The following is a 19,374-nucleotide window of genomic DNA, read 5'->3' as shown; positions in this document are numbered from 1 at the left end:
CAATGACCGCAGAATCCACGCTCGCACGATTCACCGAGTACATGGCGGGGCCCGCACGGTTCATGAACATCGTGAGCCTGCACGAACTCGGTCTCATCTCCGCACTCCGGGAGACCCCCGGCATGACCGCGGCCCAGCTCGCAGGCGTCATCGGTGGCACCCCGGACGCCGTCGAACAGCTCCTGCTCCTGCCCGTCAAGGAGAGCTTGGTCGGATACGACGAGGCATCGGGCGGCTACACCCTGGACCGGCTCGCGGACGTCCCCGAGAACGACCTCCAGCGCGTCTTCACCCTCATGAACATGATCAAGGTCGTCATGCTCCGGCAGGTGTTCTACCTCAGCGACAGCGTCCGGACCGGCTCGCTCGTCGGGCTCAAGGAGCTCTACGGATTCGACGGCAACCTGTACGAGGCCGTGGCCGAGCACAAGGATCTGCGCGAGTCCTGGGCGACGCTGATGGACAACGTCACCGCGCACATAGACCCCTGGTTCTTCGACAACGTAGACATCCCTTCGGGCGCGCGGGTGCTCGACCTGGCCGGCAACACCGGCCTGGGAGCGGTCCTGACCTACCGTTCGAAGACCTCGCCAGGTCTCCACGTGGCCACCTTCGACCTCCCCGAGAAGGAGACAGAGTGCCTGGAGAACTTCAAGGCCCACGGGGTGGAGGAACACTGCTCCTTCATCGGAGGTGACGTCTTCACCAGCGTCCCCAAGGGCTTCGACGTCGTACAGATCAAGCACTTCCTGGACATGTTCGACAAGGCGGAGGTGTTCAGGATCCTGAAGGGGGTGCACCGTTCGCTGGAGGTCGGCGGCCAGGTCAACATCCTGGTGCCCGTGTACCCCGAGGCCCCGCGGGAGTCCAGCGCCGTCGACATCGACTTCTTCCCCGCCTTCTTCCTCGGCTGCACGATGGGCCAGGGAGGGCCGCAGAAGATGTCGGCCTACCGGAGCTGGCTCGAGGAGTGCGGCTTCGAGGTCACCAGGACGGTCGCCCAGGATCCCGCCAAGCTCCTGCCGGGCACCTTCGTCGTGCACGGCATCCTGAGTGCGAAGAAGGTCGCCTGACATGACCCGGCCGGTCCGGGTGGGGGTCCATCTGTGGCCCGGAGGGGCGCCGGACTACGCCGCTTGGCGCGCGGCGGTCCTGCGGGCCGAGGATCTCGGCGCCGACGCCGTCTTCGGATACGACCACTTCCATCTCCCCGCCGTCCGGCGCGTGCCGACCGGTGTCGTGCTGGAGCCGGTACAGCCGGATGTCGTCCATTTCGAAGGCTGGACCGCCCTCGCGTCCTGGGCGGAAATCACGACCAGGACCGAACTCGGCCTGCTCGTCACCGGAATCGGCTACCGCAACCCCGACCTCCTCGCCGACATGGCCCGCACCGTGGACCACATCAGCGGGGGCCGGGTCATCCTCGGCGTCGGCGCGGGCTACTACGAGAAGGACTACTCGGTCTACGGCTGGGACTACGGGACCGTCCGTTCCCGGATGGACCTGTTCGCCGACGGGCTGCGGCGGATCGAACACCGGCTGGAGCACCTGGTGCCACAGCCGCTGCGCCCGATCCCCGTCCTCGTCGGCGGCGCCGGGGAGCGCCGCACCCTGCCGCTCGTCGGGCGGTACGCCGACATCTGGCACAGCACCCTGGACGTGGGGACCTTCCGCCGCAAGAACGACCTGGTCAAGGAGTACGCGCGGGCCTCGGGCCGCGATGAAGGGGCCATCGAGCGGGCCTGTACCTGGACGGGTGCCACCCGCGCGGACGAACTGCTCGCAGAGGGCGTCACCCTGTACATCGCGGAGGTCAAACCCACCGGCACGGGCTACGACCTCACGCCCCTGCGGGAGGCACTGGCCTGGCGGGATTCCCACGCCTGACACCACAACCGCGGTCTGCGACGACGCGCCTCGCCGCTTGCCGGCAGTACGGCCGTGTGCGGGCCGGACCGGCCGCGCCCGGATGGCCCGCGGCGTGACCGGCCGCCGGCAGAAAGGGCAAGCAGCCCGACAAGCGGGTCGCTGAGCCGCTCCGCCCGCGCGAGCACTCCCACGGCTCGCGCGCCCGCTCTCCTTCATCCGGTCCGAGAGGCGGTGTCGGGCATCCGGCCTGTGCGGGAGCACCTCGTACTGCTGTCCCCGTCGGCGCTCCAGAGGGGCTCCGCACCCCCCACGGAGGCCGTCACGATCACCGACACGGTTCCGATGTCCGGCTCTTCGGCCTGGCGGGCTCCGGCGGCCGTGCAGACCAGTTGGCTGAGGGAGAAGCGTCTGGAGAGAAGTTTGATGGCCGCCGCGAACTGTGGCCTGGTGGCAAAGTCCAGTTCGATCCGCACCCCGGCGCCCTCGGTCCGGACCGTCGGACCGTTCGCCGGAGCCGGAAGCCCGGTGGCCAGGCCCTCAAGCCGTTCCGCACTGTCCGGACCGTGGAACACGGCTGCCACGGCCGCCTCGACATCGGTCCGCCCGGCGACCTTGCGGGGGACCGCGGTCAGGACACGGTTCTTGAGGAAGTAGACCGTTGTGGTCGACCGGATGCCGGTGGCGGGCTCCCCCGAATCCACCACACCGGTCGTGGGAATGCCGCAGGCGCAGAGCAGGAACGCTGCCGCGACCAGCAGCACGGGCCGGGCGACCCGGTGGGCGGGCCTCATGAGTGGCTCCCCTGCCGGGGTTCGGACGGTTTCTCGTCGGGCCACAGCGGGAGTTCGACGGTGAAGACGGCGCCGCCGTGCGGACCGTTCGCCGCGTCGACGGTGCCGCCGTGCAGGTGGACGTTCTCCGAGGTGATGGCGAGACCGAGACCGCTGCCCTCGGTCCTGGTGCGGGCGGCGTCCGATTTGTAGAAGCGGTCGAAGACGTGGGGCAGGACGCTTTCGGGGATGCCCGGTCCGCTGTCCAGCACCTCGATGACCGCCCGCCGTCCCGTGTCCGGGTGTTCGCGCGCGTACAGCCGCAGCCGTACGGGGCGCGCTCCGTGGCGCAGCGCGTTTCCGACCAGGTTCGCGACGACCACGTCGAGGCGGCGCGGGTCGAGACGGCCGCGGATCTCGCCGGGTCCGGGCAGCTGGGTGTCCACCGTCTCCAGCCAGGCACGGGAGGCGAGGGTGCGGCGGATGGAGTCGGCGACGTCGATCTCGTCCAGGTGCAGTCCGGCCGCACCCGCGTCGAAGCGGGAGATCTCCATCAGGTCCTCCACCAGGCGGGCCAGCTTGACGGTCTCCTCGCTGATGAGCCGAACCGCGGTGGCGGTGTCGGGGGCGAGCTGGGCCGCGTCCTCGTCGAGGATGTCGGTGACCGCCGACATGGCGGCCAGCGGGGTGCGCAGTTCATGCGATACGTCGGCGGCGAAGCGGCGGGCACGTGCCTCCATGCGGCGCAGCTCGGCCACCGACTCCTCCAGGGCCGCCGCCGTCTCGTTGAAGGTGTGGGAGAGGTCGGCGAGTTCGTCGGTGCCGTTGACGGCGAGCCGGGTGTCCAGGTGCCCCTCGGCGACGCTGCGGGTGGCGCGGCTCAGCTCGCGTACCGGCCGCAGCACGCCGCGGGCGGCCAGCAGGGCGAGCAGCACAGCGAGGATCAGCGCGGGGACGGTGGCCCGCTCCACGGCTGGGACCAGGGCCTGCACGTAGTCCCGTTCGTTGGTCTGCGGCACCGTCAGGAAGACATCGAGGCCGGAGGCGGCGGAGGTGGGCTGCTGCCTGGTGCCGAAGGTGACCGGCAGGCCGACGACCAGTGCGGGCCGGCCGCGCGTCGTCACCCGCTGGAAGACGGTGCTCCCGCGGGAGCTCACGGCCTCGCGCAGGTCGGGTGTCAGCTCGCTGAACCGGTCCTGCCGTGCGGAGGTGGCGCTGAGCTTGCCGTAGGTGGCCAATACGCGCCAGTTTCCCGACGGTTCGGAGTCGGCCAGGTTCATCGCGAACACATCCAGTTCGACCTGGCTCGGGGGATAGGCGAGGGAAGCGGCGAGGCCGTTGACATGGTCGCGGAACTGCTGGATCACGGTGTCCTGGCTCTGTTGGAGCACCCCCGTGCGTGCTTCCCGGAAGGTCAGGGCGCCGGTGGTCAGGGTGGCGACGCAGGCGACCAGCAAGAAGGCCACCATCAGCCGGCCGCGCAGGCCGCGCAGCAGCCGTGGAGCCCTCACCGGGACATGAACCGATAGCCGAAACCGCGCACGGTCCGGATGTAGTACGGCTGCCCCGGGGGCTCGCCCATCTTGGTGCGCAGCCGCTTGACGCAGGCGTCCACCAGCCGTGAGTCACCGTGGTAGCTGTGCTCCCACACCGCTTCGAGGAGCTGCTGCCGGCTGAAGACCTGGCCGGGCGAGGCGGACAGGGCCAGCAGGAGCCGTAGTTCGGACGGGGCCAGCGCGACCGGCACGCCCCGGTGGGTGACGGTCAGTGAGGCCCGGTCGATGGCCAGTTCTCCGTGGGTCTCGATCCTCGGTACGCCGCCGTCGGCGGGTGGGCCGCCGACCCGCCGCAGAACGGCACGGATGCGGGCCTCCAGCACCCTGGCCTGTACGGGTTTGACGACGTAGTCGTCCGCGCCCGCCTCGAGTCCGATGACGATGTCCACGTCGTCGCCCCGGGCGGTCGCCATGATGACCGGGACCTGGTCGCCGGCGGCGCGGATGCGGCGGCACACCTCCAGTCCGGGCATGCCGGGCAGCATCAGATCGAGCACCACGACATCCGGCAGGAACGAGCGCAGCTGCTCCAGCCCGTCCTCGCCCGTCGCGGCACAGACGACGTCATGCCCCTGACGGCGCAGGGCGAGCTGGACGCCCTCACGGACGGCGCGGTCGTCTTCTATGAGCAGGACACGTGGCATGTGTCCAGTATCCGCACGAGAACGCCCAGGTCAGCGGCTGTTACCAGATGATCACATACTCGCGGGCCGCGCCTTCGGCGGAGCGGCTGTTGCCGTTTCATCACACTCCGGACCGGCTCCCATCACACCGTGCGCTCAGGATCAACCGCCATGACCGCACACCACGCGACGGCTTCGAGTCCCCGTTCCCGTTGTCCCGGCGCGGCAAGAGAAAAGGCCTGATCATGCATAAAGTCCGTATTTCCGTGGCCACCACCCTGGCAGTGGGTCTCCTGCCGCTCCTCGCCGCCTGCGGCGGTTCGAGCGACAAGGCCGGCGCGGACCCGGCCTCCTCGAACGCCGCGGACAGCAGCACCAAGAACGCCGACGGGGCCGTACAGCTCACCGTCCCGGGCGACGCGGATGACGCGACCAAGAAGAAGTACATCGAGCAGAACGCCATCTCGGCCTGCATGAAGAAGCAGGGATTCACCTTCACCCCGCACGTGGCGGCGGAGAGCGCCAGTACAAGCTGGATCGACGGCGAGGACTACGCGCTGGCGAAGAAGTCCCGGCAGAAGTACGGGTACGGCAACTACTCGACCGCCGTCTACCCGAACAGCTCCGACGCCCCCCACGCCGACGTGGCGGGAAGAGGGGCGGGAAAGGCGCTCACGCACGACGAGGACCAGAAGGGGCTCACCGCCTCCCAGCGGAAGGCGTACTCGGAGGCGCTGTCAGGGCCCCCGGCGAAGACCAAGGCGGAAGAAAAGATCGCCGGCTGCGAACTCGAGGGGTCGGAAGCGGCGAACGGACCGGCGCTCAGCGCGGCCGAGGAGGAGAAGGCGTGGAAGGACAGGCAGGAAGAGAACCGCGCCAACGGTCTTGAGCTCAACGGGGACACCCAACTGGTGGCACTTGCACAGGAGTTCGCCACTTGCCTGAAGGGGCAGGGCATCGCGGTCGCCACCACCCAGCCGACCGGCATCGTCGACATGGTCCGGCTGGCCCAGGTCGTGCCGGAGAACCACTTCACCATGGGCAAGGAAGCCGCTCTGCCGCTGCTCACCAAGGAGATCGACATCTCCCTGAAGGACCTGGAGTGCGGGAAGAAGTTCCGGGCCGCGTACTTCCCCAAGGAGAAGCTCCACCCGTACTGGGGCGAGGGCGCATGAGCCGGTTCAGCAGCCGTGAACAACTGGGCGCCCTGGTCGCCGGGGTCGTCCTGATCGGGGCGGGCGGCTGGTTCGCCGGTTCACAGGTGCACTCCCCCGCCGACGCCGCCGCCGCGCACCAGGCCCCGAAAGCCGGCCCGGTGACCGTAGCGGTGCGGCAGCAGTCCCTCACCGCGACCGTGGTGGCGACGGGGTCCGTCGAGTTCGCCTCGCCACGTCCGCTCTCGCTGGCCGGCTCCGTGGGCACCGGGGCGACGGCGGGCGACGGCGCGAGCGGCGAGGGGGAGCAGCGGATCACCAAGGCACCGGTCGCCGGGACCAAGGTCGAGGAGGGCGACGTACTGATGACGGTCAGCGGCCGTCCGGTACTCGCGCTGAGCGGTTCCGTACCGATGTACCGCGCCTTGGGACCGGGCGCCTCCGGCGGCGATGTGAAGCAGCTCCAGAGTGCGTTGCGGCGGCTCGGGTTCGACCCCGGAGCGATCAGCGGCGACTACCGCCAGGGCACCGCGGCGGCAGTCACCAACTGGTACACGAGCACGGGGTACGAAGCACAGAAGCCGAGCGCGGACGACCAGCAGCAACTGGGCCAGCTGCAACAGGCGGTGTCCGCCGCCCAGGAGGCGCTCCTCACCGCCACCGGCGACAGCGGAACGGAGACGGGCACGCAGGGCAGCTCCGGTTCACCGCACCCGCAGTCCAGCACCGACGCGCAGGTCCACCAACTGCAGCTCGGCTCCGCGCGCAAGACGCTGGACCTGGCCAACGCCGCCCTCAGCACCTTCCAGGCCTCCTACGGGACGAAGGTCCCGGCCGGCGAGGTCGTCTTCTTCCCGAAGCTGCCCGTACGGCTGAACAAGGTGACCGTGAAGACGGGGGACACCGTGTCCGGCCCGATCGGCACGGTCACCAGCTCCGATCTGGAGGTGCAGGCCACCGTCCCCGGCACGGACGCCGAACTGCTGAGGAAAGGCATGGCCGTCGAGCTGACGACGACGGACGGCAAGAAGGCACAGGGCACGGTGTCCGCGCTCGGCGCCGGCGCCGCGCCCTCGACGACGACGGACGACAGCGAGGGGAGCGCCGGGACGACTTCGCAGAGCACCGGGACCGGAGCCGCCGACGCCACCGGCACCGACACCGCCTCCGCCACCGGCACATCGGCCCCGGTCCAGCTGCGGATCTCCGTGACCGACCCCGGCGAACTGGCCGACGAGGCGGAGACCGCCGTGAAGGTGACCATCAAGATCGGCGCCTCGGACGGCAAGGTACTGGTCGTGCCGCTCGCCGCGATCCGGACCTCGTCGGACGGAAAGGCCCGGGTGCAGGTCGAGCGCGACGGCAAGGTGAGTGACGTCCACGTCACCGTAGGACTCTCCGCAGCGGGTCTCGTCGAGGTGAAGCCATCCGGCAGCACGCTCAAGCAGGACGACCAAGTGGTGGTCGGCGAGTGACCCCCGTACCCGACCCGGCCACCACCACGGCCACGCCCACCGTCGGTGCCGCACCGCAGGACGGCTCCGGCGGCCCGGACACCGTCATCGAACTCACCGACGTGAAGCGGACCTTCGACTCCGACCCGCCCGTTCACGCCCTGCGCGGGGTGAACCTGACCGTGCGGCGCGGCGAGCACCTGTCCATCGTCGGACCGTCCGGTTCCGGGAAGTCGACCCTGCTCAACACCCTCGGGCTGCTCGACCGGCCCACCACGGGCTCCTACCGTCTCGACGGGGTGGAGACCACAGGACTCGGTGACCTCGAACGCACCGCGCTGCGCGGCAGCCGGATCGGATTCGTCTTCCAGTCCTTCCACCTCCTGCCCTACCGGACGGTGGACGAGAACGTCATGCTCGCGGAGGCGTACCGCAAACCGCGCCCCGGGCGCGCACGCGGCACCCGCCTCACCCGCGCCCGCCAGGCACTGGAACGCGTGGGCCTCGGACACCGGTCGGGCTTCCGGCCGGACCGGCTGTCCGGCGGCGAACGCCAACGCGTCGCCATCGCAAGGGCCTTGATCGGCGACCCCGCACTCCTGCTCTGCGACGAACCCACCGGCAACCTGGACAGCGAGAACACCCTCTCCGTACTGGAACTCTTCGACGACCTGTGCGCCCAGGGCATGACCCTGGTCCTGATCACCCACGACGAAACGGTCAGCCGCCGAGCAGGACAGCGCGTCCGCATCACCGACGGCCACCTCACCCCGGAGGCCGAATGAAACGCACGGCCAGACCGAGGACGACCCCGGCCCCGGTCCCGGCACCGGCCGCCGGGGCCCGTATCGAACGCCCCTGGATGGACCCCAGAGACCTGTGGACAGAAGCCCTCGCCGGCGTCCTCGCCCGCCCGGTCCGGTCCGCACTGACCACACTCGGCACCGTGCTCGGCATCGCCACCCTCGTCATCACCATCGGAGTCGCCTCCACCGCGGGCAACCAGATCGTCGGCCGGTTCGACGCACTCACCGCGACCTCCGTGACCGTGACAGTGCCACCCCCGCCCGACGGTTCGGACGGCAAACCCCTGGTGGACTGGTCGGGCACCGACGCGGTCCGACGGCTGACCGGGGTGGAATCGGTCGCCGCCCTCGCCGACTCCGTCGCGACCAACAGCATCCAAGTACGGTCCAACGACGTCAAAGCACCCGGCGACGTCTCCGGCCAGACCCTGGCCGTGGTCGCCGCCTCCGCGGACCTTCCCACCGGGGTACGCGGCGCGATGGCCGGGGGGCGGTTCTACGACTCCGGCGACATCGGCCGGCACGCCCAGGTGGCGGTCCTGGGCGACCAGGCGGCACGGCTGCTGGGCATCAGCCGGGTGCAGGACTCCCCGGCGATCTTCTTCCAGGGCCAGTCGTACACCGTCATCGGCATCCTCGGCGGCATCAAGCGTGAGCAGCGCCTGTCCACCGCCGTGATGCTCCCGCCCACCACCGCCGCGGACCGCCTCGGCCTGCGCGACGTCACCCGCGTACTCGTCAACACCGAGATGGGAGCGGCCCGGCAGGTGGCACGCCAGACGCCGATCGCCCTGTCCCCCGGGCAGGAGAAATCCCTCACCGTCACCGCCCCGGCCGACCTGTCCAAGGCCCGCGACGGCGTCCAGAGCGACGTCAACGGCCTCTTCCTCGTCCTCGGCCTGGTCTCCCTCGTGGTCGGCGCGATCGGCATCGCCAACGTCACCCTGGTGACGGTGATGGAACGGGTCGGCGAAATCGGCCTGCGCCGCGCGCTGGGCGCGTCCAGACGACAGGTGGCCGGCCAGTTCCTCCTCGAGTCGACGACGATCGGTCTGCTCGGCGGCATCGTGGGCGCGGCCCTGGGCATCGCCGTCGTGGTGTGCGTCGCCGTCTTCAAACAGTGGACCCCGGTACTCGACCTGAGCCTCGCCTTCGGCGCCCCCGTGGCCGGAGCCCTCGTCGGCCTGCTCGCCGGCCTCTACCCGTCACTGCGCGCCGCCCGCATGGAACCGGTCGACGCACTGCGCGCACCCTCCTGAGGGGAGCCGGAGGACGGCTCTTCCGCGCTACGCCCCCGGCACAGGAAAAAGTCCAGGTCACGGGCTGGGTGACCTGGACTTCGCCGGAGCCCCCTATCGGATTCGAACCGATGACCTACGCATTACAGGACCGTGAGCGACCATGCCGCCGACTGCCGTGTAGTGCCAGCGGGTGATGTCGTGCCTGATCAGACGTGCGCGGCCCGGACCGCGCGCCACTGCGTCCGACTAAGGAGCCCCGCACCGTGCGCCCAGCTCACGGCGGACAGCACACCTTCGGTCTCGTGGGGTGACCGCGTTCGGCATCGGCCTGGCCCCGGAGACGGAGTCGTTCTGACGAGCCGTCACCAAAGAGAGCCAGGTTAGCTTTCAGGAGACAGATCATCTGGCCCGGCAAAAATGAGCTGAGTCACTTCGGGGCCGTAGTCAGCTTTGACGGTAACTCTGTACAACCCGACGTCAGGCAGGCTGATCCGAGTGCTGAGACGTTCGTCGCAGTCAACGTCGAACGAGAACTGCTCGCGGGTCCAGCTTCCGTCAGCTGCGGCGATGCTGCACTCCACCGCAGCAGGATCGTCGGTTCCAGTGATAACGCATTCCCAAGTGGAATTGGGGGTCACGAAGTCGGGAACGTTCAGGCCTATGCCGTCGTCGCCCTGCTCCGGTCCACGGATCAACGCGTCGTGGTCGAGAAGGAAGTCTTCGACGAGGAGGAGTGCTCTTTTGTTGTTGGCGAGAGCTCCGTGTTGAGCGGGCACGGGGATGGTGGGGGTGCTTACGGCTGCGGACAGACGGTGGACCGTACCGTCTCCCCACAGGGGCATGCGCCGTGGCGCTCCCGCGGAGTCGCGTATGAGCTCACGGTCTGCATTGGTGACGAAGCAGTAGTCCGAAGCGCGCACGACGCCTTGGGTAATCGTCAGGGACTGGGCGGTGTCCTGGCGCACCCCGACAACGGGCTGCTGATTGGGAAGCGGCTGGGCATAGAGAGCTGTGTAGAAGTCCTGTGCCCGCGTGAACAGCTCCTTGTCACCGCCGATTTCCTGCACGTCTGCGGGAGCCAGGCGGCGTACGTCCTGGCCGTCTTCGAGACACAGGAAGCGGGGCAGGAGTTCGTGCACGGCCGGCATGGTGGCCGCGGCGGCAGCCAGCCGACTGTGGGGCATTGGCAGAGGTGCACCTTGGAGCCCGTTAAGGATGTTGGCGGCGACGACGGAACCCTGGAAGGGCGTGCCGAGGGTGAGGATGCCGCGAGTGTCGGAGGCCAAGTCGCTGTCACCACCGAGCGTGAGTGCCGCGTTGGTGACCAGTCCGCCCATGGAATGGGCGATGAAGACGAGTCGGGCGGGTCTCTCTTCGATGGCCTCCCGTCGGGCGGCGGTCTGCGCCGGGTGAGCGAGCCAGTTCTGCAGGTGTGAGCGGGACTCTTCGGCGAGACGTCGAGCGTTGACGGTGATGGGCAGACGCCAGTCGTAAGGGAAGGTCATGACTGCGTCACGGTGAGCCGCTGTGTTCTCGGCGAGGGCAACAAGCTTGGTGTAGGGCTCGATGCCACGTAAGAAGGGACTCCAGACGGGTGTCTGCAGCAGACGACGAGGCTGAACACGGCTGTAGTCGCCCATGCGTTCATCGGGTGTGACGTGCAGGGACGCGAGCCCTTTGGGGCGCAGCCACGCCTCGGTGAGCCAGCGCATGGTCCCGATGCCCCAGATCACTGTGCGGGCGCCGGTGTCGTAGAGCTCGCTGCCCATGATGCCGGGAACGATGACGATGGCGTCGTGGGTGATGCGGGGCATCAGGCCTGGTTGGGTGTGCGGAGTGGGAACGGGTCGGACTTCCCCCCGAGAGTGCTTCATGACTGTCAGACTAGTGACATGCAACGCACGGGGAGTGAAGTCCGGCGTACACCGGCGCAGGGGGGTGACCCGTCAGCCCAGCGGGTACTCCTGACGCTTGCCGTGCGCGACTACGCGGACGACGACAACTGTGAACAGTTCGCGGCTGGGATCGATCAACAGGTGCGAGTAGTCAGCGAGTGGTGGCAGACGCCGGGAACGGGGCAGCCGTTCCGTCAGGTGGGCCCTGCCGAAGAGCTCAGGAACCGGGAGCACGTCGAGGATTTCCTGCGGCAGGAGAAAGTACGCGAACTGCAGGCGGAGGCACTGGTCGTGTTCATCAGCGGACACGGCATCCCTGGCAGATCTGACACTCACTTCCTGCGGCTCCCCGACTCGGCGACGAGCCGTCCCCTGGCTACAGCAGTGCGCACGGCGGACGTGGTGGCCGCGGCCTTGGACTCGCATGCGAAGAACGTCCTGGTCATCGTCAACACGTGCTTCGCAGGCAACATGGAGAACGATCTGCATGCCGTGCACAAGGAAATCGGGCCCAGCCGTCGGGTGTCTTCTCGGTTAGATGTGCTGGTGACCTGCGGGTTGGCGACCAAGATCGAGGTCTTACAGTTCCCCGCGCTGTTACAGTCGGCCCTTGAGCGCCTGCGTCGGACGGCTGGCATCACGTCCCCTCATTTGAGCATCCCGGAATTCATGGCGCAGTACGTCCAAGGGCTGAGCCCGCAGGATGAGAAGAAGTTCAAGCTTTTCCACCTGGTGCAGGGCGGCAATTATCAGCCCTCTCCCTGTCTGCCCAACCCTGGATTTGTGCAGCTGCCGGAGCTGACAGGCACCCTGCATCACCGCGGTTCGTGGGCCGCGGAGTACTGGTTGGACCGGGCCACCGGGCGGCCCACGGAGGGCGACGCGGGCTGGTACTTCCGCGGACGCGAAAGCCTCAACCGGACGATCGCCCAGTTCTTGGGGCCAGACGCACAGCGCGGCGTCCTACTGGTGACCGGGTGCGCCGGAAGCGGCAAATCGGCGGTGCTCGCCCGCGCCGTGACGCTCTCGGACCCTATGTTCCGCCGTGACCCGCTGTACAAAGCTGCCGAGGCCGCCTCTGCCGGGGGCACCATTCCCCCAGAGAATGCGATCAGCGCAGCCGTACTGGCCCGGAACCTGGATGCCGAGCAGGTCGCTGCCTCCCTGGTCGAGGCCTTGGGAGAAGCCCCAGCACCCGTCACGTCCACTGACGATCCAGTAGCAGTGTGGTCTCAGCAGATCCAAGATTTCGTACAGGCTTCCAGCGATCCAGTGACGATCGTGCTGGATGCACTGGATGAGGCACAGGAACAGGAACGGATCATCAGCGACGTGTTGACTCCCCTCGTGCCGTTCTGCGGTTCTCTGGTTCCCGTCTCACGTCACAGTCGGCCTGAGAACGGTGTGGTGCCCGCGGTGAGGCTACTGATCGGCGTTCGTTCCAGCCAACCCGCCGACGCGTCCTCGCTCCATACAACGGACGAGGACGCAAGCCTGCTCCAGGCCCTTCGCCGTGTCTTTCCGGCTGCGCGGATCGAGCGCACGGACAACTTGGTCAGCAAGAAGGACATGGAGCTCTATCTGAGTGCTTTGATCGCAGAGACCCACGTCGCGGACGCGCTCGTGAAGGAACTTCCGCTCGTAGCCGACGCGGTGTGGCCCTCCTTCATCGATGCCCGGTTGGCCGGTTACCAACTGCGCAACGCGAGAGATCCTGTAGCACTGGCACGCGACAAGGAATGGCATCGCGCGACGCTGACACAGGGCATCCGTGGGCTTCTGAAAAGGGACCTGAAGATGGTGGAGGAGGACGGTCTTCCTCCTTCCGTCGCGCTGGCGCTGCTCAAGGCCTCCGCCTACGCCAAGGGACAGGGAGTGCCTTGGGGGGAGGTCTGGCCGGCCATCGCGGGTGTGTTCCTTCTGCCTGCGCAGCTAGAACCCGACGAATGGGATCAGATGATCGCCAAGCTGCTCAGAGGCCGGCTCAGCGGCTATCTCGCTCAGGCCATCGAAGATGAGCGGCGCGTCTATCGCCCTGCGCACGAGGAGTTGGCGGCTGAACTTCTGCGCCCTGACACGGGCTTGCTGGATCCCGGTGATAGCGGTGTCTGACGCTGATGAGGGCCAGGCGGCCATTCACCGCCAGATCGCCGCGAAACTAGCCGAGCTGGTCCCCGGTGATCCGGCTCTGCCGCCGCATCCCTACCTACGTCGCCATCTGGCGGAACACGCGGCGCAGGGTCACGTCTTGAACGACGATCACGTGCCGTTGGCGCTGCTTGCCTGGGAGAGCAGCGCGCAGGTTCGGCGTCTGCTGGCCGCGGGGGGTGACAAATCCGAGGGAAGCCGTTGGCTGCAGGCCTGGGCGACGCTGGAACCCTTCACCCAGGGCATCGGCCCGGTGTCACGGCTATCCAGCCTTCGCCTGGCGCGCTATGCGGCGGCCCTGCCCTCACAGACGCGGGAGGAGACAACAGTTGCACCGTCGTTCACCTCCATCCCGATCACTCCGCTCTGGAGCGACCGGGCAGTGCCCACCCCCGCCTGGACCGCGAGCTCTACCGAAGTGACGTCTCTTGCCGTCCTCAACAGACATCGTTCACGGACGGCGGCAGTGGCGGCAGGCGACAATGTCGGCACCCTCCGCATACTGCGTTTTGACGGCCGGCTCGTTCACGTACCGCTCAGCCTTCACTCAGGGGCCATCACCCATCTGCTGCCGCTGGACGGCGGCCTCCTCATCACCGCGGGCGCTGATGGTCGCGTGGTGGCCGTGGGCGAGGAGAACGGACAGCTCACACATCAAGTCATCACTCACAGGAAACAGACCTGGGTCAGTTCACTGACCACGTACCACCCTGAGGGACATCCCCGGTTGGCGGTTGCGGCATTCAGCGACCGCACCCTCGAAGCCTTCGATGTCGGCACATTTCAGCCACGGATCCTGCCCATCGGTCAACTCACTGATTCATCAACGCTGTTATGCAGCATCAACACGCCCGACGCAGGGCCGCAGCTGCTGGTGAGCATGGACGACACGGTCTACCGCTTCGATGGCAACTCCACAGTTCCTCACTCCCGTCACAGCGGCCGGGTCCGCGCTCTGCTGGCCCTGCCGGAACCTGGCCATTACGCCGTCGGCGACGAGAACAGCACCGTCTCACTGTGTGACCTCAAAGTCGCAGGCACCGTCCGATCGGCGCGTCATGACGCTGCCTCGGCGGGAGGAGCCCCCACGCCGGTGATTTCCATGCAGCTCGTGTCCCTCGCGCGCGGGCCTGCTCTCGTGTCGGCAGCCGGCGACGGCACCTTGCGCCTGTGGAAGCTGCCGAACCTGCTGGCGGTCCCGGGAATGCTTCAGGCTCACACCGCGCCGGTGAACGCCATGACGTACCTGCCGGAGCGCGGACCCGGTCGCTTACTGTCCGGTGGTGCGGACCGCGTCGTGCGCAGTTGGACCGTCGATGAGGCCACCTTCGGCCAGGAACCCAAGGCGTGGAACCGGGTCACGGCCAGCGCCGTATCTCCCACACCCCCGCACCTGTTGGCCCTGGCCCGCGCGTCGCGGATCATCATCAAGGACTTGGCAACAAGTACGGAGATCACCCGCCTCAAAGGACGGCGCGTCACGGCCCTCGCCTGGCCACTCGTCGGCAGGCGTCGCGTACTGGCGGCCGCCGTCGGCTCCAGCATCATCTGCATCGACCCCGAGACCAATCTGCAGACCAGCCCGGAAATGGCCGGTCATCTACTACCCATCAGGGCCCTGGTGGCCGTCCCGTCGGCAGACGGCGATCTTCTCGCGAGCGCCGGATCCGACGGCAGGGTCTGTGTCTGGCAGCCATCCACTGGTGAACGACTAGCCTGCTTCGGCGACCACGAAATCTCGGTGCGCTGTCTAGCCACCTACCAGAGCAACCAGCACCGTTTGCTGGCCTCCGGCGGCAGCGACGGCAACATCAGAATCTGGGACGCCGACGCCCTTCAGCAGCACGGCTCCACCATCAAATGCGATCAGAACATCATCAATGATCTGGCCTTCGTCACACCTGATGACGGTGATCCTCTCATCGCGGCCGCCGGACAGGACGGCACCTTGAAACTGTGGAACCTCCGGACGCATCACACGGTACGCGCGCTGAGCTGCAGCGACGGCGAGCTCAGCGCGGTTACCTCAGTGCGGCTGCCGTTTGGACGCACCGCTCTTGCCGCCGCGGGAAGGACGAGTATTCACGTATGGGACACGACTACGACAGAACGACCACTGCTGCAGATCGTCACCGGCTCCCCGATCGTGAACCTGAAAACGGTGCAGGATCCGCACCAGGTCGCCTCCTCCATCCTGCTGGCCTCCGGAGAGGCGGGATCAATGGCGTTGCGGCTGCATCACCGCCTGCTCTGACTGCTGAGCGCCAAGTGTGAGGCAGCACTCCGCTCCTTGCGCCCCGCCCGTTGCCGCGAGCCGCAAGACAGCACACCGGCCGCCGCAAGAGAATTCCTAGTTCACCGTGCCAGGACAGGCTCCTGGCTATCGTCAGCCACGAGTGAGGATCGATGACCGCTGAGTTAGGACACCGCCGTTCGGCAGTGCGTCGTGTGGCCGCCGCAGGACATACGACTCTCAGGGCCCATGTGCCCGCCCTGCTGGGAAGGCGGACGCGATGACAGTCCCGCCCGTCACTTTTTCGCGGGCTCCCGACCAGGGTGTATGGCGCTTGGGGTGGTCGCAAGACGCGGTCAAGTACAACCAGGTGGAGCCCGAGACCTTCGACGGGTCATCTGCCGGCAGGTTCAGTCTGTTCTCCTACGGAACTCTGTACTGTGCTTCGACCCCGGCCGGCTGCTACGCGGAAGCCCTGGAGCAGTTCCGTGTCGCTCCGCGCATGCGCGCCCTGATGCAGGAAAACACACCGCCCAACACCGGCCACATGGCGGTGGGCCATATCGCCTCCAGCTGGCGGCGCAACCGGATCCTGGTCAGGCTGACCGCTTCGCCCCAGGCCCAGTTCCTGGACCTGGAAGCCGACGCGACACGCGAGGTGCTCCTCGACGCTCTGGGCGACGACCTTCGGGCTTTCGGTGTAGAGGGGTCCTTGACGGACAAGCACCTGCGGGGCACAGATCGGCGGATCACCCGCCAGGTCGCAGCCTGGGCAGTGGCTCAGCGTAACGACGAGGGACATCAGCTGATGCAGGGCATCACCTACCGCTCCGGCTACGCCGGCTACCAGTGCTGGGCGATTCTGCGCGACACCGAGCTGAAGGAAGAGGAGCGGCGACCGATCAAGCTGGAGGATCGGGATCTGCGAGAGGTCGCCAACGAGTACGAGCTGACCATCCGGTGAGCGCGTTGCGTCGTCCAGCCGTACGTGAGGTCGCTCGTTCGGGGTTCTTACACGAGCAGCCGTCACGGTTCTACCACCTGCTGCACTTGAAAGAACATCCTGCTCAGGGGCCCAAACCATGACCACAGGTGGGAATTAGGGGTGTTTCAAGGTGGGAAAAGTATGGAGTAAGGAACCCTTAAACGGGTACGCTGTAGTCAACTCAACTGAGGAGTAGTCATGTTGATGTTTCGTTCGTCCACAGATCGGCTTTTATCGGCGTCGCCACAGCGGCCCCGCCTGGCCGCACAGCTGACGTACCCGAACACGATCGTCTCCTCCCAGCCGACGTGGTGTGCACCCCTGGCCGGCCAACCAGATCAGGTCATGCGCGGCATCACTTGCAGCCGCAGCCAACGACCCGCCGCCGCCACACCCCAGGCATTAGCGCGCTAGAGCGTGCTGCACCCTTCGCTGCCACCCACGGGCCAGCGAGGAACCGAGGAGACCATGAAAACTCAGCGAGAGACAGCCGCAGAGGCCGAAGCCCACGCACTTCGCGAGGCCACCAAGCGAACACCGGCCCAGATGGCCGGCTTCCTTCAGGACACGTTCAGCCAGCGGGTTGCCGCCCTCATCGCAGGCGTGGACGACCCCAAGCAAGTAGGTCGGTGGGTCCGCCAGCAAAACACGCCGCGCATCGATTCCGAGAACCGGATGCTTGCCGCCTGCCAAATCTTCGCCTTTATCGCCCGCTGTGAGAACGAGCACATCGCCCGCGCCTGGATGATGGGCATGAATCCGCAGCTTGAGGACGACTCCCCCATCGAGGCAATCGCCGAGGGGCGCTTCAAGGAAGTCATGGGCGCGGCACGTTCCTTCCAGCGCGGTGACCTGTGAGCCCTTCCTGACAAGCGCCGCCCCTGCCTCGCCATCCGGCAACTCCACGCCGTTCGGTACCCATCTCAGGCCGCAGACGCGAATGCCACCGTCGCCATACCCCTGGGGCGGGGCCCATACCCCCAGCCACCTGCCACTAACGCCTGTGACGAGCAGGGTCCTAACAGACGCGTGCGAATTCGGCTGCCAGCCTGGTTGATCGGTGACTTGATCGGGGGAAAGAGAGGGTCACGTACTTGGATCCTTTCAGATGAACTGTGTTCGTGAACCAACTGTTGTGCCTGGGCCAGGGCCGAAGTTGGTGACCGATCGGCCGAAAGTGCTGGGCCGGCAGGCGTTGTGCAGCATCCTCTTCCTGCTGCATACCGCGATCCATGGGAGTGCCTGGACGTGCGGGGTACGACAGATGTCATTGCTGGTGTCCGGGCCAGGACTACAAAGCAGCCCTAACGTGCGCCGCCGGTACGGAACGCGGCTCCCCGGCGGCCTCCGAGCCAGCCTCGGGCGGGCCATACACACGATCTCCTGCAGGCGCTGGCTTGCCGAGACACCGCTTCGTGCTCCGGACGCTGCCGCCGCGGTCGAGTGAGATCCTGCATCCATATGCCTGAGCACGTGGAAGAACCCCTGGCAGCGATGCGGAGACGCGCAGCCTGTCTCCTTGGCGCACGACTTCAGAGGTACTGGCCCTCATCGGCGGCGAGCTTGCCGACGACGTGATGGAACAACGACCAGACCGCCGACGACCCACCCCCGTCTACGCACTCGGCCACCAACGCTGCACGCCGTTTGCACGTTCGGCCACCAGTGGCCGCCCGACGAGTCCTCTGGGCTGACACGCACCAGCAGGACGAAGATCACAAAAATGGAAAACCGCGGGTCACATGCCATGCGACCCGCGGTTCCACAGAGCCCCCTATCGGATTCGAACCGATGACCTACGCATTACAAGTGCGTTGCTCTGGCCAACTGAGCTAAGGAGGCACCGCGCACGCCGAAGGCACGCGCGCGAGCCCTCACTCTACACAGCGCCCCTCTCGCCCATCCACGAAGTTTCACCCCTGCTCACGGGGCACGGATCGCAATCCGTCCAGGGTGAGGTCAAGGAGGCGTTCGGCCTGTTCACGCTGCTCGGGGCCGCCCGAGGAGAGGGCGATTCCGGCGAGGGCGGCGAACATGTCGGTCGCGCTGATGTCGGTCCGGATCACACCGGCCGCGGTGGCGGCGTCCATGAGGGACGACAGGGCGTCCTGGATCATCCGGTGGCTGTCGGCGTAGGGGTTGGCACCGGAGGCGACGACCGCGCGGAGCGCCTCGGCCATGCCGCGTTTGGCGGTGGCGTAGTCGATGAAGCCGCGCGTCCAGGCGTGCAGCGCCTCGCCGGGGTCCATGGCCGCCAGGAGCGTGGGGACGGAGTCGCACAGGCGGGACACCTCGTTGCGGTACGCCGCCTCGATCAGGGCCTCCCGGGTGGGGAAGTTGCGGTAGAGGGTGCCGGTGCCCACGCCCGCCTCCCGGGCCACGCGCTCGAAGTGCGCGTCCAGCCCCTCCTCGGTGAACACGCGGACCGCCGCGGCCAGGATCTTGTCCCGGTTGCGTTGTGCGTCGGCCCTCAGCGGGCGTTCTGCGGCTGGGGACATCAACGGCGCTCCCTCACTCTCGCTCTTCGTTTGCTAAGTGGAGACGACTCCACTTACTGTGATGGAAGTGGCGGCGCCTCCACTTTCACTCTAGGGCAACGCACCGGGGCAACGGCCCCGGCCTGCCCTAGCCCCCTTCTGG

The 19,374-nt window shown here is 67.5% G+C and carries 15 protein-coding genes and 1 tRNA gene; 10 read left to right on the top strand and 6 right to left on the bottom strand.

Translation table 11 applies throughout. From position 1 onward, the window contains the following. Positions 1–2 precede the first annotated feature (2 nt). Positions 3–1,073 carry a methyltransferase gene (locus tag ACIO3R_RS16630; protein ID WP_385037990.1) on the top strand — a complete coding sequence of 357 codons (1,071 nt, stop codon included), beginning with the start codon at positions 3–5 and terminating at the stop codon, positions 1,071–1,073. A gap of 1 nt (position 1,074) precedes the next feature. After that, positions 1,075–1,887 (top strand): LLM class F420-dependent oxidoreductase, encoded by an 813-nt coding sequence (locus ACIO3R_RS16625; protein ID WP_385037987.1) that lies wholly within the window; start codon positions 1,075–1,077, stop codon positions 1,885–1,887. 194 nt (positions 1,888–2,081) lie between these two features. On the opposite strand, the gene ACIO3R_RS16620 is transcribed toward ACIO3R_RS16625, so the two are convergent. From ACIO3R_RS16620 to ACIO3R_RS16610, 3 genes are read right to left on the bottom strand one after another with little or no spacing between them, the layout of a single operon-like run. Further along, positions 2,082–2,660 (bottom strand): hypothetical protein, encoded by a 579-nt coding sequence (locus ACIO3R_RS16620; protein WP_385037984.1) that lies wholly within the window; start codon positions 2,658–2,660, stop codon positions 2,082–2,084. Beyond that, positions 2,657–4,108, bottom strand: coding sequence for a sensor histidine kinase (locus tag ACIO3R_RS16615; RefSeq protein WP_402106601.1), 1,452 nt, complete (start codon positions 4,106–4,108; stop codon positions 2,657–2,659). The genes ACIO3R_RS16620 and ACIO3R_RS16615 overlap by 4 nt, the downstream gene beginning before the upstream one ends. 38 nt (positions 4,109–4,146) lie before the next feature. Next, a complete protein-coding gene (locus ACIO3R_RS16610; protein ID WP_402106258.1) occupies positions 4,147–4,839 on the bottom strand; it encodes a response regulator transcription factor in 693 nt (230 codons plus the stop codon). Between the two features lie 245 nt (positions 4,840–5,084). On the opposite strand from ACIO3R_RS16610, the gene ACIO3R_RS16605 reads away from it, so the two are divergent. The 4 genes from ACIO3R_RS16605 (at position 5,085) to ACIO3R_RS16590 (ending at position 9,491) form a co-directional block, all read left to right on the top strand. Beyond that, positions 5,085–5,993, top strand: a complete 909-nt coding sequence (locus ACIO3R_RS16605; protein WP_402106255.1) for a hypothetical protein — start codon at positions 5,085–5,087, stop codon at positions 5,991–5,993. Next, entirely contained in the window at positions 5,990–7,447 is a 1,458-nt protein-coding gene (locus tag ACIO3R_RS16600; protein WP_402106252.1) for a peptidoglycan-binding protein, read from the top strand. The genes ACIO3R_RS16605 and ACIO3R_RS16600 overlap by 4 nt, the downstream gene beginning before the upstream one ends. After that, positions 7,444–8,211, top strand: coding sequence for an ABC transporter ATP-binding protein (locus ACIO3R_RS16595; protein ID WP_402106250.1), 768 nt, complete (start codon positions 7,444–7,446; stop codon positions 8,209–8,211). Before ACIO3R_RS16600 ends, ACIO3R_RS16595 begins: the two co-directional genes overlap by 4 nt. Positions 8,212–8,288: 77 nt before the next feature. After that, positions 8,289–9,491 carry an ABC transporter permease gene (locus tag ACIO3R_RS16590; protein ID WP_402106247.1) on the top strand — a complete coding sequence of 401 codons (1,203 nt, stop codon included), beginning with the start codon at positions 8,289–8,291 and terminating at the stop codon, positions 9,489–9,491. Between the two features lie 362 nt (positions 9,492–9,853). Here ACIO3R_RS16590 and ACIO3R_RS16585 read toward each other — a convergent pair whose 3' ends face one another. Continuing rightward, entirely contained in the window at positions 9,854–11,287 is a 1,434-nt protein-coding gene (locus ACIO3R_RS16585) for an esterase/lipase family protein (protein ID WP_402106245.1), read from the bottom strand. A gap of 162 nt (positions 11,288–11,449) precedes the next feature. Here ACIO3R_RS16585 and ACIO3R_RS16580 point away from each other — a divergent pair, with 162 nt between their 5' ends. The 4 genes from ACIO3R_RS16580 to ACIO3R_RS16565 all read left to right on the top strand — a co-directional run bounded on the left by ACIO3R_RS16580 (position 11,450) and on the right by ACIO3R_RS16565 (position 17,592). Next, positions 11,450–13,480 carry an AAA family ATPase gene (locus tag ACIO3R_RS16580; protein ID WP_402106242.1) on the top strand — a complete coding sequence of 677 codons (2,031 nt, stop codon included), beginning with the start codon at positions 11,450–11,452 and terminating at the stop codon, positions 13,478–13,480. Continuing rightward, a complete protein-coding gene (locus tag ACIO3R_RS16575; RefSeq protein ID WP_402106239.1) occupies positions 13,473–15,770 on the top strand; it encodes a WD40 repeat domain-containing protein in 2,298 nt (765 codons plus the stop codon). The genes ACIO3R_RS16580 and ACIO3R_RS16575 overlap by 8 nt, the downstream gene beginning before the upstream one ends. A 259-nt stretch (positions 15,771–16,029) precedes the next feature. Then, positions 16,030–16,713, top strand: coding sequence for an RES domain-containing protein (locus tag ACIO3R_RS16570; RefSeq protein ID WP_402106237.1), 684 nt, complete (start codon positions 16,030–16,032; stop codon positions 16,711–16,713). Positions 16,714–17,202: 489 nt separating this feature from the next. Further along, positions 17,203–17,592 (top strand): XRE family transcriptional regulator, encoded by a 390-nt coding sequence (locus ACIO3R_RS16565; protein ID WP_385039854.1) that lies wholly within the window; start codon positions 17,203–17,205, stop codon positions 17,590–17,592. Between the two features lie 910 nt (positions 17,593–18,502). Here ACIO3R_RS16565 and ACIO3R_RS16560 read toward each other — a convergent pair. Both ACIO3R_RS16560 and ACIO3R_RS16555 read right to left on the bottom strand, forming a co-directional pair. Next, positions 18,503–18,576, bottom strand: a tRNA-Thr gene (locus ACIO3R_RS16560). A gap of 71 nt (positions 18,577–18,647) precedes the next feature. Continuing rightward, positions 18,648–19,232, bottom strand: a complete 585-nt coding sequence (locus ACIO3R_RS16555; protein ID WP_402106234.1) for a TetR/AcrR family transcriptional regulator — start codon at positions 19,230–19,232, stop codon at positions 18,648–18,650. Positions 19,233–19,374 lie beyond the last annotated feature (142 nt).

The sequence above is a fragment of the Streptomyces sp. NPDC087428 genome (assembly GCF_044744085.1).
Lineage (GTDB): Bacteria > Actinomycetota > Actinomycetes > Streptomycetales > Streptomycetaceae > Streptomyces.
This window is presented reverse-complemented; position numbering and strand designations above follow the sequence as displayed.

What these genes read in the sequence shown, in the direction of transcription:
- ACIO3R_RS16630 (WP_385037990.1), top strand. Translation starts at nt 3, where the DNA reads ATGACCGCAGAATCCACGCTCGCACGATTCACCGAGTACATGGCGGGG.
- ACIO3R_RS16625 (WP_385037987.1), top strand. Translation starts at nt 1,075, where the DNA reads ATGACCCGGCCGGTCCGGGTGGGGGTCCATCTGTGGCCCGGAGGGGCG.
- ACIO3R_RS16620 (WP_385037984.1), bottom strand. Translation starts at nt 2,660, where the DNA reads ATGAGGCCCGCCCACCGGGTCGCCCGGCCCGTGCTGCTGGTCGCGGCA.
- ACIO3R_RS16615 (WP_402106601.1), bottom strand. Translation starts at nt 4,108, where the DNA reads ATGGTGGCCTTCTTGCTGGTCGCCTGCGTCGCCACCCTGACCACCGGC.
- ACIO3R_RS16610 (WP_402106258.1), bottom strand. Translation starts at nt 4,839, where the DNA reads ATGCCACGTGTCCTGCTCATAGAAGACGACCGCGCCGTCCGTGAGGGC.
- ACIO3R_RS16600 (WP_402106252.1), top strand. Translation starts at nt 5,990, where the DNA reads ATGAGCCGGTTCAGCAGCCGTGAACAACTGGGCGCCCTGGTCGCCGGG.
- ACIO3R_RS16590 (WP_402106247.1), top strand. Translation starts at nt 8,289, where the DNA reads ATGGACCCCAGAGACCTGTGGACAGAAGCCCTCGCCGGCGTCCTCGCC.
- ACIO3R_RS16585 (WP_402106245.1), bottom strand. Translation starts at nt 11,287, where the DNA reads ATGCCCCGCATCACCCACGACGCCATCGTCATCGTTCCCGGCATCATG.
- ACIO3R_RS16570 (WP_402106237.1), top strand. Translation starts at nt 16,030, where the DNA reads ATGACAGTCCCGCCCGTCACTTTTTCGCGGGCTCCCGACCAGGGTGTA.
- ACIO3R_RS16565 (WP_385039854.1), top strand. Translation starts at nt 17,203, where the DNA reads ATGAAAACTCAGCGAGAGACAGCCGCAGAGGCCGAAGCCCACGCACTT.
- ACIO3R_RS16555 (WP_402106234.1), bottom strand. Translation starts at nt 19,232, where the DNA reads ATGTCCCCAGCCGCAGAACGCCCGCTGAGGGCCGACGCACAACGCAAC.